The following is a 13,256-nucleotide window of genomic DNA, read 5'->3' as shown; positions in this document are numbered from 1 at the left end:
GTCCGTGAGTGCCCCGGAGCGCGACGCCTAGAATCTCGTCCATGGCCCGCTCCTCGACTCGCCTCCTCGTGCTCGGCGTCGTTCTCCTCCTCCAGCCGGTGCACGGCTACGACGTTCGCCGTGAACTGCTGTCCTGGGGAGCGGACCAGTGGGCGAACGTGTCGCCCGGGTCGATCTACAACGCGTTGAAGACCCTGGAGAACGACCGGCTGATCGAGGTCTCCGGTTCCGACCGTGAGGGCCGGCGTCCGGAGCGCACCACCTATCGCGTCACGGAGACCGGAGATGGCGAGTTCACCAAGCTGCTGCTGGAGAACCTGTGGCGCAGTGAGATGCCGAACCACCCCATCCTGGTGGGGACCGCGTTCCTGCCGGGCCTGTCCCGGGAGGAACTGGAGTCCGCGCTGCGTGGTCGCATCTCCAAGCTGGAGGCCGACGTCGCCTTCTGCGAGGAGGGCATCCGCCAGGTCCTGGAGAAGCCCGACCCCACCTACGGCACGGTCCTCTTCCACGTCGCCGAGAGCAAGCGCCTGACCAAGATGCTGCTCCAGGCAGAACTGGAATGGACACATGGGCTGCTCGAGCGGGTGAGCTCTGGGGAGCTCGACAAGATGTGGTCCGGCTACCTCCCCAGGGATAAGTAGACCCCTCCGAATCCTTGTCGTAGCTCGGTAGTGCCTACGTCGGACCTGTGGCCACGCCGCGTGTGTCCCCTCCGCTCGTCCTTGGTCGACGGGGGGTGACCTGGCCCGGGGTCGAGTGCCGGTGACGCGTGAGTCCGGCTTCCGCGATCCCTTTCCACGGGCGCGTGCAACGGTGTCGTGGGCGGGTGACTCTCCGCCCGTGCGTGGCGGGTCGGGGTGGTCCGGGCCGGACTGCCGACGCCATCGACCGTGTGCGGGGTGTCGGCTGAGAGGGGTTCCCCGGCGCGTTGGGACCCCACGAACGTGATCCACCCCGCCGTGCACCCGGCGTAACCGCCTCATCTCGCGAGCCGTCCCGGCGTGGCGTGCGTAGGCCCACCAGTGCCTGGGGCTCTGTGGCGGACCGCCCCAGTCAGCCGAACGCGTCACGCCGGCCATCGTTTCTCCCGTCGCACCTGGGCCATCACCCAAGGCGGGGCCTCAATGGAGACCGACTCCGTGGCGCTCTTGACTAAGGTTGACGTTGATTATTCTAGTTAGAATAATCAAGGACATGAACCACAGCGCAGTGATCGAGACTCAGGGGCTGAGTCGTACGTTTCGCACCAGGTCCGGGGCGGTCGAGGCCGTTCGAGAGCTGGATCTCACGGTGCCCGCCGGGGAGATCGTCGGGCTGTTGGGGCCAAACGGCGCCGGCAAGAGCACGACGATGCGGATGCTCACCACCCTGCTGCGACCCACAGGTGGGTCCGGGAGCGTGCTGGGGCGTGACCTCCGGAAGGACCCGGCGGAGATCCGGCGCCGGATCGGCTACGTGGGACAGGACGGCAGTGCGCTGGATGAGTCGCTGGTCGGCGAGGAGCTGGTGCTGCAGGCGCGCCTGTTCGGGATCGGTAGGGCCGATGCCCACGCGCGGGTCGCGGATCTGCTGAGGCGGATGGAGCTGGAAGGGCTCGACCGGCGGACGTACGGATCCCTGTCCGGCGGCCAGCGGCGTCGCGTGGACATCGCCGCCGGTCTTGTCCACGGACCCACCCTGTTGTTCCTGGACGAACCGACCACGGGTCTGGACCCGCAGAGTCGGGCGAACCTGTGGCAGCACGTTCGTGGGCTGCGCGCAGCCGGGACCAGCGTGGTGCTCACGACGCACTACCTGGAGGAGGCCGACGCCCTGTGTGACCGGGTGATGATCATGGACCACGGGACGCTCGCGGTCTCCGGGACACCAGCCGAGCTCAAGGGGCGACTGGCCGGCGACATGGTGACGTTCACGGTCGATGGCGACGCCGGGTTCGCGCGCGACGTCGCGGCGCGGGAGGCGGCTCCTCGGGAGACCTGGATCGACGGCGACCAGGTGATCCTCGCCGTCGAGTCCGGCGAGGCGGTGATCCTTCCGGTGCTCCGCGCGCTGGAGGCCGCGCAGGTCCCCCCGAAGTCCCTGTCGATCAAGACCCCCAGCCTCGACGACGTCTTCCTCCAGGTCACCGGGCGCAGCCTGCGAGAGACCGGCCATGGCGTCGGCTCCACCGACCCCGTCGTGGCCTGAACCGAAGGGAACCTCCCATGTACCTGACCACTCCGCTCCTCATGCGGCACAACGTGGCCCGGGCCGTCCGTGTCCCCGGCTGGCTCTTCATCGCGCTGGCCCAGCCGGCTCTCTACCTGCTCTTCTTCGGACCGATCGTCGAGCGGTTCTCCGAGCCGTTCGGGATCGACCCCTGGCTGATGTTCGTGCCCGGCATCCTGGTCCTGCTCGGCTTGTTCTCCGGCATGAGTGCGGGCTTCGGCATCGTCGCCGAGCTACGTGCCGGGGCTGTGGAACGACATCGCGTCACTCCGGCGCCGAGGGCCTCCCTGCTGCTGGGGCGGGTCCTGCCCGAGGGCGCCGCCGTGTCCGCGCAGGGTGTGATCGTCGTGGCGCTCGGCTGGCTGCTCGGGATACGACCCGACTGGGTGGGACTGGCACTCACCCTGGTCCTGGTCGGCGTGTTCACCGTGGGAGTCGCCTCGATCTGCGTGGCCCTGGGGCTGGCGGTCCGCAACGAGAACGGCGTCTCCGCCATCACCAACAGCCTCAACCTGCCCCTGATGCTGCTGGCCGGGATCCTCCTGCCGATGGAGCTGGCCCCCGGATGGCTGGAGTTCCTCAGCCACCTCAACCCGGTCACCTACACCGTGAACGCGGCCCGCGCCCTCACCGCGGGCGAGTTCCTCGGGGCCGACGCCCTGGTCGGGACCTCGGTCACCCTCGTCGTAGCCGCCCTGCTGGTCACGATCTCCGTGCGACGGTTCCACCGGGAGAACGCGTAGCCGCGATCCTGGCCCCCGGCATGGGTGGAGTTGCCCCTGCTGTAACAGGTGAATGTGCACACCCACCTGATGGAAGTGGAGAAATCCTCGTGGGGGAAGAGGCGGGGTGGGGCGGGGGGTTAGGTGGAGCGCAGGACGCGGTCGAGGAAGTGGGTGACGTCGGCGAGGACCTCGTCCTTGTTGGTCTCGTTGAAGACCTCGTGCCGGGCGCCCGGGACGATGATCTCGGTGAGGTTGGAGCCCTCGATCGCCTCGACCCCTGGGCGACTGCCCGAGAGGGGGACGACCTCGTCGGCGTCGCCGTGCACCCAGAGGGTGGGCAGCTCGCCGAGTGAGCCCCCGGCGGTGATCGTGGCCATCATGGCGAGGAAGGCGTCCACCGTCGGCCGCTTGAACGGGCCGTGCCAGACGAGGGGGTCCGCGGCGTAGGCCGTGCCGACGGCGGTGTCCCGGGACAGCGTCGACGGGTCGATCGGGGTGTCGGGGATCTCGGGCAGGCGGCTTAGCTGGTCCACGACGGACCACGAGCCGATGACCGGTCCGGAGAGGACGAGCGCCGCGAGACCGTCGCCGTAGCGCTGCGCGTAGCGGGCGGCGATCATCCCGCCCATCGAGTGGCCGATCACCACCGTGGGGAGATCGGGGTACTCCGCCCGAGTGGTCTCCACGAGGGTGTGCACGTCGGTGACCACGTCCTCGAAGTCCTTGATCACCACACGGTCCCCGCCCGACTTGCCGTGGCCCATGTGGTCCAGGCCGTAGACCACGGCACCGTGCGTCGCCAGGGCGTCGGCCACGTGCTCGTAGCGGCCGATGTGTTCGCCGTATCCGTGCACCAGCACGACGGTGTACCGCGCCTCGGGATTCGGCCAATTGCGGGCCGTGATGGTCTCCCGGGTGCCGGCGAACGTCAGCTCGTGCGAGTCGGCCATGGGCTCTCCTCCGTCGCGGTGGACCCGATGCGGCAACAGCGTAACGCTCCCGGAATCCGATGGGTCTAGGCCCGCGCACCGATGCACGAACGTAATCGGCAGCCCGGCCGGTACCGAGCCGCGCGCGGCGGGACAGGCCGTCACACGCTCGCTGGAGAACTCTCGGCGCCCCTCTGTACACCGAGCGTGGAGATAGGTTAGCCTCACTTGGGTTTGGTTAGCCTTTCCTTAGTTAGGACATCGATGAGCCCCCTCAGGCATGTGGACGAGGCACCAGCACCGCAGCGGCCGTCCCCGCGAGGACACCTGCTCAACGAACGAACCGCCGACAGCTACCAGACGTCGGTCACCGAGGTCGTGGGGCGTCTGGCCCAGTGGATCCCCAAGGTCGACCAACCCACCTCGGGGATCACGGCACCCGACCTCGCCGCGGACGTCAACCGGGTCGACCTCGAACGCCCCCTCGGCGACATGTCCGAGGCCCTGGACGAGGTGGAGAGCCTCTACCTCCGCGACGCCGTGTACTTCCACCATCCGCGCTACATGGCCCACCTCAACTGCCCCGTCGTCATTCCGGCCGTGGCGGCGGAAACCCTGCTGAGTACGGTCAACTCGTCCCTGGACACCTGGGACCAGAGTGTGGGAGCGACGCTCATCGAGCGGCGTCTGATCGACTGGAGCGCCCGCCGGGTCGGTTTCGGAGCGAACGCGGACGGTGTCTTCACCAGCGGCGGCACCCAGTCCAACCTGCAGGCGCTGCTGTTGGCCCGGGAGGAGGCCCGCGCGCGCCACCTCGGACCCGGCGACGATCCGCTCCCGCGCCTTCGGGTGTTCGCCTCGGAGTGCGCCCACTTCAGCGTGCGGACGTCGGCCTCGCTGCTGGGGCTCGCGCCGGACTCCGTCATCGCGGTGCCCTGCGACGACGAGCGTCGAATGCGCGTAGACCACCTGGCCGGGGAGATCGCCCGCTGCCGCGAGGCGGGGCTCATCCCGATGGCCGTGGTCGCGACGGCGGGCACCACCGACTTCGGCTCCATCGACCCCCTGGGGGAGATCGCGGACCTCTGCCGGTCCCGAATGGTGTGGCTCCACGTCGACGCCGCCTACGGCTGCGGGCTGCTGGTCTCGCGCCGGTCACACCTGCTCGCCGGGGTGGAGAGCGCGGACTCGGTGACGATCGACTTCCACAAGTCGTTCTTCCAGCCCGTCAGCTCCAGCGCCGTCCTCGTACGGGACCGCGCCACCCTGCGGCACGTCACCCACCACGCCGACTACCTGAACCCGGCCCACACCGCCCGGGACCACACCCCCAACCTGGTCGACAACAGCATCCAGACCACCCGACGCTTCGACGCCCTGAAACTGTGGCTGACGCTGCGGGTACTCGGCGCGGACGGGGTCGGTGCCCTGTTCGACGAGGTCGTGGACCGCGCGGCCGAGGCGTGGGAGCTCCTGGCCGCCGACCCGCGCTTCGAGGTCGTGAACCAGCCACGGCTCAGCACCCTCGTCTTCCGCTACCGGCTCAACGACGACAGCGAGCCCTGGCTGTGGGACCGCGTCAACGACGGCGCGCGGGACTCCCTGCTCTCCTCCGGCCGCGCCATGGTGGCCGCGACCACGGTGGACGGGCGCCGCTTCCTGAAACTCACCCTGCTCAACCCGGAGACCACCGTCCAGGACGTGGCCGCGGTACTGGACCTCGTCGCCGAGCACGCGCGTGCCGCCGAGTACGCGGAACTCACCACGACCCCCTGAGCAAGGCCGACCACACGAAAGAGCCCGGACGTGTCCACACCGCATGACTTCGTCGCGGTCGGGGTTGGCCCCTTCAACCTCGGCCTCGCCGCTCTCACCGACCCCATCGACGACCTCGACGGCGTCTTCCTCGACGAGAACCCCACCTTCGACTGGCATCCCGGCATGCTGCTGGAGGGAACCCACCTTCAGACGCCCTTCCTCGCGGACCTCGTCACCCTGGCCGACCCGACCTCGCGGTACAGCTTCCTCAACTTCCTCAAGCACACCGGGCGCCTGTACTCCTTCTACATCCGCGAGTCCTTCTTCCCCCTGCGCGTGGAGTACAACGAGTACTGCCGCTGGGTGGCCGACCAGCTCCCCGCCGTCCGGTTCGGACACCGCGTCACGGAGATCACCCACGACGGCGATGCCTACTCGGTGCACAGCCGTCATCTCCACACCGGGGAGACCCACACCCACCGAGCACACCGGTTGGTGCTCGGCACCGGAACCCCGCCCTACGTCCCCGAGGCCTGCCGCGGACTGGAGGGGCTCGCCGTCCACAGCGGCCAGTACCTGGGGCGCAGGGACGAGCTGCGTGCCGCCGACAGCCTCACCGTCGTCGGCAGCGGCCAGAGCGCGGCCGAGATCTTCCTGGACCTGCTCCGAGGGGTCGACGACCACGGCTACGCGCTGACCTGGGTGACCCGCGCGCCGCGCTTCTACCCGTTGGAGTACACCAAGCTCACGCTGGAGATGACCTCCCCGGAGTACACCGACTACTTCCACGCCCTCGCCCCCGCCCAGCGGGACGCGCTGATCGCCGCCCAGGCGTCGCTGTACAAGGGCATCGACTCCACCCTCATCGACGAGATCTTCGAGACCCTCTACGTGAAGAGTCGTGGTTCCGGCCGCACGGCGCGGTTGATGACGAACAGCGAGGTCACCGGCGTCGACACCGATACCCAGCCCGGCCGGTTCCGGCTGGCGCTGCGTCAACGGGAGCAGGAGCGGCGGTTCACCCACGACACCCAGGGCCTGATCCTGGCGACGGGCTACCGCCACACGGTCCCCGAGTTCCTCGCCCCGATCGCGGACCGGATCCGGTGGGACTCCTCCGGCCGGTTCGACGTGGCGCGCGACCACACCGTCGACCACGGCGGTGGGGAGATCTTCGTGCAGAACGCGGAGCTGCACACGCACGGCCTCGTCGCGCCTGACCTGGGGATGGGCGCCCACCGCAACTCCTGGATCATCCGCGCGCTGGCGGGCCGCGAGGTCTACCCGGTGGAGCGGGCGATCGCGTTCCAGGAGTTCGGTGTTCCCGAGGAGGCCGCTCCGGGGGTCCCCCCGCCCCAACCGCCCCAGGCGGAGCCCGCGCCGGCCCACCCACACCGGGAGGTGCCGATCCGATGACACCCACCCGGCACACCACCGTCGACCCCTCCCTGGGCGCCTTCACGCTGCGACCGGTGGACCTCGAGCACGACCTCCGGACCCTGCACCGGTGGCTCACCCATCCGAAATCCGCCTTCTGGGAGATGGGATCCGCGACCCTGGCGGACGTCGAACGCGAGTACCACGCCATCGCCGCGGACCCCCACCGAGCCGCCTACCTCGGTCTGCACACGGCGGACGGAACGGAGTACCCGGCGTTCCTGACCGAGCGCTACGACCCCGCGCACCGGGAACTCGTCGGCTGGTACGACGCGCGACCGGGGGACGTCGGTATGCACTTCCTCGTCGCACCCACCAGCGACCCACGCACCGGCTTCACCCGCGCCGTCATCACCACGGTGATGGACTTCCTCTTCGCCGACGCCTCGGTCCACCGCGTCGTCGTCGAACCCGACGCCCGGAACCACCGTGTCCGCGTCCTCAACGCCGCCGTCGGCTTCGAGGTCGACCGCGCCCTCACCCTGCCCACGAAGACGGCCCTGCTCAGCTTCTGCACCCGCGAGCAGTACCGGGCCGCCCGCGACTGGCGAGGAACCAACGCATGAGCATTCGCACCGCACCCGACGCCGACCTCCTGGGCTCGACCGTCCACCAGGCGACCGCCCACCTCACCCCCAGGAACTGGGAGCGCGCCAACCGGCACCTGGTCCGCAAGATGCTGGCCGAGTTCGCGCACGAGCGGCTGGTCACGCCCGAAGCCGCGGCACCGGGCCAGTACGTCCTCCGTGGAGACGACGGAGTGACCGAGTACCGTTACGCGGCGCGGGTCCTGGCGCTGGACCACTGGAGCGTGGACGCCGCGAGCGTCACCCGGGTGCGTGGAGGGAGCACCGAGGCCCCGGACGCGGTGGACCTCGTGCTGGACCTCCGCGAGGCACTGGGGCTGAGTGACGACGTGCTGCCCGTCTACCTGGAGGAGATCACCGCGACCCTCGCCGGCTACGCCTACAAGCTCACCCGGGCCCGGCCGAGCGCGGAGCTCGCGGCGGCGGACTTCCAGACCATCGAGGCGGGGATGACCGAGGGCCATCCCTGCTTCGTCGCCAACAACGGGCGGATCGGGATCGACGCCTCGGAGTACCACGCCTACGCGCCGGAGGCCGCTCCCCGGATGCGGCTGGCCTGGCTGGCGGCGCGGCGGGAACGGTGCACCGTCGCGGTCGGCGCGGGCGTGGACCACGGCGAGCTGATCCGGGCCGAGCTGGACGAGGCGACGCGGCGCCGGTTCCTCCGTCGGTTGACGGCGCTGGGGGTCGACCCGGTGGACTACCACCTCATCCCCGTCCACCCCTGGCAGTGGTCCAACAAGCTCGCGGTGGCCTTCGCCGGGGAGGTGGCGCGCCAGGACCTCGTGTACCTGGGGGAGGGAGACGACGAGTACCAGCCCCAGCAGTCCGTGCGCACCCTGTTCAACGTCGCGAACCCGCGCCGGCACTACGTGAAGACCGCCATGTCCGTGCTCAACATGGGGTTCCTGCGCGGCCTGTCCGCCGAGTACATGCGCGACACCCCGGCGATCAACGACTGGGTGGCCTCGGTGGTGTCGGAGGACGGGTTCCTGCGCGAACGCGGGTTCTCCGTCCTGCGGGAACGGGCGGCGATCGGGTACCACCACCGTCAGTACCTCGCGGCCACGGGGAAGGGGTCCCCGTACCGCAAAATGCTCGCCGCGCTGTGGCGGGAGAGCCCGCTCTCCTTCACGCGCGACGGGGAGCGGCTGGCGACGATGGCGTCACTGCTGCACGTCGACCCGGAGGGTCGTTCCGTCGTCGGCGCATACGTCGCCGAGTCGGGCCTGGAGCCCGGGGAGTGGATCCGGCGCTACCTCGACGCCTACCTGGTCCCGGTCCTGCACTGCTTCTACGCCCACGACCTCGTGTTCATGCCGCACGGCGAGAACCTGGTGCTGGTCCTGCGGGACGGCGTCCCCGCCCGGGTGTTCATGAAGGACATCGGGGAGGAGGTCGGCGTGCTGGACCCCGACGCCGTGCTCCCGTCGGGTGTTGAGCGGATCGCCATCGACGTGCCCGCCCACCTGCGGACGCTGTCAATCCTCACCGACGTGTTCGACTGCTTCCTGCGGTTCCTGAACGCGATCCTGTGCGAGGAGGAGCTGTTGGACGAGGACACCTTCTGGCGGACCGTCGCCGAGTGCGTCCGGGACTACCAGGACTCCATGCCGCAGCTCGCGGACCGGTTCGTCCGGGACGACCTCTTCGCCGCCACCTTCCAGCTCTCGTGCCTGAACCGGCTGCAACTGCGCGACAACCGCCAGATGGTGGACCTGGACGACCCCGACCCCTCGGCGTCGTTGCAGTTCCACGGCGAACTCACCAACCCCATCGCGCGGTTCGTCCGCTAGGAAACGCCGTGTCCCCCCTCTCCCCTCCAGGCATATGGGAGAGGGGGGCACGGTCCACACCGCCGTCGGTCGACATCCGCCGGCACGCGCCGATTTCGGCCTAGCCGCCGATGAGCTGTTGCAGGGGTCCGTGCGCAAAGTAGACCACGAAGGCGAGGGCGACCACCCACATCAGGGGGTGGATCTCGCGCCACTTGCGGCGGGCGACCTTCATCACGGTGTAGGCGATGAATCCGGCCCCGAGGCCGACGCTGATGGAGTAGGCGAGCGGCATCAACGCCATGGTCAGGAACGCCGGCAGCGCGATCTCCGGGTCCCGCCAGTCGATCCCGCCCACCTGCGTCATCATGAGGAACCCGACCAACACCAGGGCGGGGGCGGCGGCCTCGTTGGGGACCATCTGCACGATGGGGGACAGCAGTGTCGCGAGCAGGAAGCACAGCCCCGTGACGACGCTGGCCAGGCCGGTGCGGGCGCCGTCGCCGACCCCGGTCGCGGACTCGATGTATGACGTGGCGGTGGAGACGCCACCGGCGCCGCCGGCGAGGGTGCCGATGGAGTCCACGACGAGGATCCGCTGCGCGTTGATCGGGTTGCCGTGCTGGTCCAGCAGGTTCCCCTCGGCGCCGACCGCCACCATCGTCCCCATGGTGTCGAAGAAGTCGCTCAGCAGCAGCGTGAAGACCAGCAGGATGACGAGGATGAGGCCGACGTTCTCCCAGGAACCGAGCAGGTTGAAGTGCCCGAGCAGTGAGAAGTCCGGAACGGTGAAGAGGGTGTCCGGTAGCTGGGGGGCGTTCAGGTTCCAGCCGAGCGGGTTGTCGTCGCTCGCCGGACCGATCTTCAGGACCTGTTCCAGGGTGACGGCGAGGACGGTGGTGCCGATGATCGCCCACAGGATGGCGCCACGGACCTTCAGCGTGTACAGGACGATCATCGCGATCAGGCCCAGGGTGAAGACCGCGACCGGCCAGCCGGCCAGCGATCCGCCCGTGCCGAGTTCCACGGGCGGACTGGGGATGAGGGTCGAGTTGATGAACCCGCCGTTGCTCAGCCCGATGAAGGCGATGAAAAGGCCGATGCCGACACTGATGCCGGTCTTCAGACCCCGGGGGACCGCGTTGAAGACGGCGCGCCGGAACCCGGTGAGGACGAGGATGAGCATGAGCACGCCCTCGAGGACCACGAGACCCATGGCGTCCGCCCAGGTCATGTGGCTCGCGACGCCGAACGCGACGAACGCGTTCAGCCCCAGCCCGGTGGCGAGCGCGATGGGGAAGTTCGCCACGATCCCCATGAGGATGGTGACGACGCCGGCCACGAGTGCCGTCGCCGCCGCGATCATGCCGAGGTTGGGCTCGGTCCCGCCGCCGAGGAACTGCCCCTCCGCGTCCGGGACGGTGCCGAGGATGAGCGGGTTGAGCACGATGATGTAGGCCATCGCGAAGAAGGTGACCACACCACCACGGATCTCGCGGCTGACGGAGGAACCGCGTTCGCTGATCCGGAAGAAGTTGTCGGTGCCGATCGCTATCCGTGCGGGAAACGACCGCGAGGATGCTGCCTTGTCTGACGTCATGTCCACCCTGCTCTCGGTGCCCCTGGCCACCGTCTCAATTCTGCAGCGAGAGCATGACAGAGAAATGTTGCGACTCGGTCATGGGACGCACAGCGTCGGGTGTGGGTGGACCGGACCTTTTCCCGATTTTCCTCTCCCGTCGGGGTTTCGCGCGCGGTCCGGCCCGCACTGTGATGACGCTCGCAGTGGTGTCCGGGGTGGGGAGCGTGGTGGGGCCGTCAGCGGCCGTCGGTGACGCTGGTGTCGTCCGGAGCGTTCGGGGTGCCCTGCGGGTGGGAGGCGTCCTGGGCCTCGGCGACCGCCCGGAGCCACTCGCCGCTCCAGGTGAGCCGCCCTTCGGCGAGGTCCTCGAGGACGCCGGCCACCCAGTGCCGTTCGGTCTCGAGCACGGCCCGACGGTACTCGTCCTCCAGCGTGAACAGGCGTGGGAGGCCCATGGTCTGGGTGGCCGCGCGCTCGGCGTCGAACCGGGCGAGTTCGCCGTCCAGGTGCTCGACTCGCGTCCGCAGGAAGTCCTCGACCTCGCGTGGCTCCAGGGCTGGCAAGGAGGCCAGCGCGACCGGGAACTCGGGGAACTCGCGCGCCGGGGTGGACAGCATGGTGCCCAGCCAGTCGTGGAGGACGTCGCGCCCCTCGGGGGTGATCGAGTAGATGGTGCGGTCCGGGCGGTTGTGTTGGCGTTCGGTGTCGAGCACCGTGATCAGCTCGTCTCGCGCCAGGCGGTCCAGCGTCTGGTAGATGCTGTTGCGCTGGGCGATGTTGACGACCTCGTCCTTGTTTCGTTCCCGGATGAGCTGTTGCATCCGATAGGCGTGCATCGGCGCCTCCACGAGGAGCAGCAGTAGCTGCACCGCCAGCCCGGAACGCTTCCGCCCACGCGTGGCCGCGCCCATGGTCGCCCCCTCTCCGCGTCCCGACCGCCGGGATCCTTCCCAGGAAACCAGCTTGACGTCTTAGTCATTATATATATAGTTATAAAATAACTAAGCGCATGGAGGTGCGAGATGACGAAGGCACTCATCGTCGGAGGCGGAATCGCCGGACCGGTCACGGCGGTGGCGCTGCGCCGCCTGGGCATGGACGTGACGCTCTCCGAGTCGTTCCCCCGCGGAGCCCACGGCGTCGGGGCGTTCCTGGGGCTCGCCGCGAACGGCGTCGACGCCCTACGCGCGGTTGACCTCGGACACGTGGTGGACGGGCTCGGGTTCGCGACCCCCGCCATGGACTTCTACTCGGGGACCGGTCGACACTGGGGCCGGCTGCCACTGGGGAACGGGCGCGGCGGCACCACCACCCAGACCATGCGTCGCTCCGACCTCTACGCGGCGCTGGCCGACGCCGCGCTCCAGGCGGGCGTGAACGTCCAATACGGCAAGCGACTCGTGGACACGCGCACCGAGGCCGACGGCGTTCGGGCGATCTTCGCGGACGGAACCGAGGAGGTCGGTGACCTGCTGGTCGGCGCGGACGGCGTCCGGTCGCGCACCAGGGAACTGATCGACCCGGAGGCCCCCCAGCCCCGCTACCTCGGCCTCGGTAACGCGGGTGGCTTCGCCCAGGGCGTCGACGTCCCCGGCGAGGTCGGCGTGATGCAGATGATGTTCGGGCACGACTGCTTCTTCAGTTGGACCAAGAACCCCAACGGCGAGGTGTGGTGGTTCGCCAACACCCCGGCGCCCCGGGAACTCAGCCGGGAGGAACTGGCCGCCATCTCCTCGGAGGAGTGGCGGGAAAACCTGATCGGGCTCGTCGCCCGGGACCGCTCGCCGGCCAAGAGGATCATCAGGGCCACCGAGGACGTGCTCGCCGGATGGAACACCTACGACCTTCCGACCGTGCCCACGTGGCACAGCGGTAGGACCGTCCTCGTCGGCGACTCCGTCCACGCCATGTCCCCCGCCTCGGGCCAGGGCGCGTCAATGGCGATGGAGGACGCCGTCGTGCTGGCACAGTGCCTCCGGGACAGCGCCAGCATCGAGGACGCGTTCACCACGTATGAGGCCACACGGCGCGACCGTGTCGAGAAGGTCGTCGCCTTCGGCAAGCGCAGCGGCGACCAGAAAGCCGTCGGCTCCTTCGGTCGGATCGTCCGCGACCTCACCTACCCCTTCGTCCTCAACCTCGTCGCCCGCGGCCAGGCCCGCGAGGACCACTGGCTCTACACCCACCACATCGAGTGGGAGAGCCCGGCTCGTACGTTCGGATATGCTTGACGTACGTACGCGGAGAGGGAG

Annotated in this window: 11 protein-coding genes; 8 read left to right on the top strand and 3 right to left on the bottom strand. The window is 69.3% G+C overall.

The features are described from left to right. The first annotated feature begins 41 nt into the window (after window positions 1-41). From J4H86_RS14350 to J4H86_RS14340, 3 genes are all read left to right on the top strand, one after another. Entirely contained in the window at window positions 42-644 is a 603-nt protein-coding gene (locus J4H86_RS14350) for a PadR family transcriptional regulator (protein WP_236537874.1), read from the top strand. A gap of 553 nt (window positions 645-1,197) precedes the next feature. Further along, window positions 1,198-2,190, top strand: a complete 993-nt coding sequence (locus J4H86_RS14345; protein WP_236537872.1) for an ABC transporter ATP-binding protein — start codon at window positions 1,198-1,200, stop codon at window positions 2,188-2,190. A 17-nt stretch (window positions 2,191-2,207) separates the two neighbouring features. Beyond that, window positions 2,208-2,954, top strand: a complete 747-nt coding sequence (locus J4H86_RS14340; RefSeq protein ID WP_236537870.1) for an ABC transporter permease — start codon at window positions 2,208-2,210, stop codon at window positions 2,952-2,954. Between the two features lie 119 nt (window positions 2,955-3,073). Here J4H86_RS14340 and J4H86_RS14335 read toward each other — a convergent pair whose 3' ends face one another. Then, on the bottom strand, window positions 3,074-3,886 hold the full coding sequence (locus J4H86_RS14335; protein WP_236537865.1) for an alpha/beta hydrolase: 813 nt from the start codon (window positions 3,884-3,886) through the stop codon (window positions 3,074-3,076). Between the two features lie 243 nt (window positions 3,887-4,129). Between J4H86_RS14335 and J4H86_RS14330 the strand changes: the two genes are divergently transcribed. Genes J4H86_RS14330 through J4H86_RS14315 form a run of 4 tightly spaced genes read left to right on the top strand, consistent with a single transcriptional unit; the run spans window position 4,130 to window position 9,443 of the window. Further along, window positions 4,130-5,641 (top strand): pyridoxal phosphate-dependent decarboxylase family protein, encoded by a 1,512-nt coding sequence (locus tag J4H86_RS14330; protein ID WP_236537863.1) that lies wholly within the window; start codon window positions 4,130-4,132, stop codon window positions 5,639-5,641. Window positions 5,642-5,671: 30 nt separating this feature from the next. Further along, window positions 5,672-7,039, top strand: coding sequence for a lysine N(6)-hydroxylase/L-ornithine N(5)-oxygenase family protein (locus J4H86_RS14325; protein WP_236537861.1), 1,368 nt, complete (start codon window positions 5,672-5,674; stop codon window positions 7,037-7,039). Beyond that, window positions 7,036-7,626 carry a GNAT family N-acetyltransferase gene (locus J4H86_RS14320; protein WP_236537860.1) on the top strand — a complete coding sequence of 197 codons (591 nt, stop codon included), beginning with the start codon at window positions 7,036-7,038 and terminating at the stop codon, window positions 7,624-7,626. The genes J4H86_RS14325 and J4H86_RS14320 overlap by 4 nt, the downstream gene beginning before the upstream one ends. Beyond that, window positions 7,623-9,443 (top strand): IucA/IucC family protein, encoded by a 1,821-nt coding sequence (locus J4H86_RS14315; RefSeq protein WP_236537858.1) that lies wholly within the window; start codon window positions 7,623-7,625, stop codon window positions 9,441-9,443. Before J4H86_RS14320 ends, J4H86_RS14315 begins: the two co-directional genes overlap by 4 nt. A gap of 100 nt (window positions 9,444-9,543) precedes the next feature. Here the strand turns inward: J4H86_RS14315 and J4H86_RS14310 are convergent, their stop codons facing one another. Together J4H86_RS14310 and J4H86_RS14305 are read right to left on the bottom strand one after the other, a co-directional pair. Then, window positions 9,544-11,022: an NCS2 family permease gene (locus J4H86_RS14310; protein ID WP_236537857.1), complete on the bottom strand. Its 1,479-nt coding sequence runs from the start codon at window positions 11,020-11,022 to the stop codon at window positions 9,544-9,546. Window positions 11,023-11,240: 218 nt separating this feature from the next. Next, a complete protein-coding gene (locus J4H86_RS14305) occupies window positions 11,241-11,915 on the bottom strand; it encodes a PadR family transcriptional regulator (RefSeq protein WP_236537855.1) in 675 nt (224 codons plus the stop codon). Window positions 11,916-12,026: 111 nt separating this feature from the next. Here J4H86_RS14305 and J4H86_RS14300 point away from each other — a divergent pair, with 111 nt between their 5' ends. Further along, window positions 12,027-13,235 (top strand): FAD-dependent monooxygenase, encoded by a 1,209-nt coding sequence (locus tag J4H86_RS14300; protein ID WP_236537854.1) that lies wholly within the window; start codon window positions 12,027-12,029, stop codon window positions 13,233-13,235. Window positions 13,236-13,256: the final 21 nt, after the last annotated feature.

This window comes from Spiractinospora alimapuensis, assembly GCF_018437505.1.
GTDB lineage: Bacteria > Actinomycetota > Actinomycetes > Streptosporangiales > Streptosporangiaceae > Spiractinospora > Spiractinospora alimapuensis.
The sequence above is the reverse complement of the archived record's forward strand: the minus strand, read 5'-3'. Positions and strand labels throughout refer to the sequence as shown.

Bases quoted from the DNA above. Each gene is read 5' to 3' on its own strand.
- J4H86_RS14350 (WP_236537874.1), top strand. From the start codon at position 42: ATGGCCCGCTCCTCGACTCGCCTCCTCGTGCTCGGCGTCGTTCTCCTC.
- J4H86_RS14345 (WP_236537872.1), top strand. From the start codon at position 1,198: ATGAACCACAGCGCAGTGATCGAGACTCAGGGGCTGAGTCGTACGTTT.
- J4H86_RS14300 (WP_236537854.1), top strand. From the start codon at position 12,027: ATGACGAAGGCACTCATCGTCGGAGGCGGAATCGCCGGACCGGTCACG.
- J4H86_RS14330 (WP_236537863.1), top strand. From the start codon at position 4,130: ATGAGCCCCCTCAGGCATGTGGACGAGGCACCAGCACCGCAGCGGCCG.
- J4H86_RS14305 (WP_236537855.1), bottom strand. From the start codon at position 11,915: ATGGGCGCGGCCACGCGTGGGCGGAAGCGTTCCGGGCTGGCGGTGCAG.
- J4H86_RS14320 (WP_236537860.1), top strand. From the start codon at position 7,036: ATGACACCCACCCGGCACACCACCGTCGACCCCTCCCTGGGCGCCTTC.
- J4H86_RS14310 (WP_236537857.1), bottom strand. From the start codon at position 11,022: ATGACGTCAGACAAGGCAGCATCCTCGCGGTCGTTTCCCGCACGGATA.
- J4H86_RS14315 (WP_236537858.1), top strand. From the start codon at position 7,623: ATGAGCATTCGCACCGCACCCGACGCCGACCTCCTGGGCTCGACCGTC.
- J4H86_RS14335 (WP_236537865.1), bottom strand. From the start codon at position 3,886: ATGGCCGACTCGCACGAGCTGACGTTCGCCGGCACCCGGGAGACCATC.
- J4H86_RS14340 (WP_236537870.1), top strand. From the start codon at position 2,208: ATGTACCTGACCACTCCGCTCCTCATGCGGCACAACGTGGCCCGGGCC.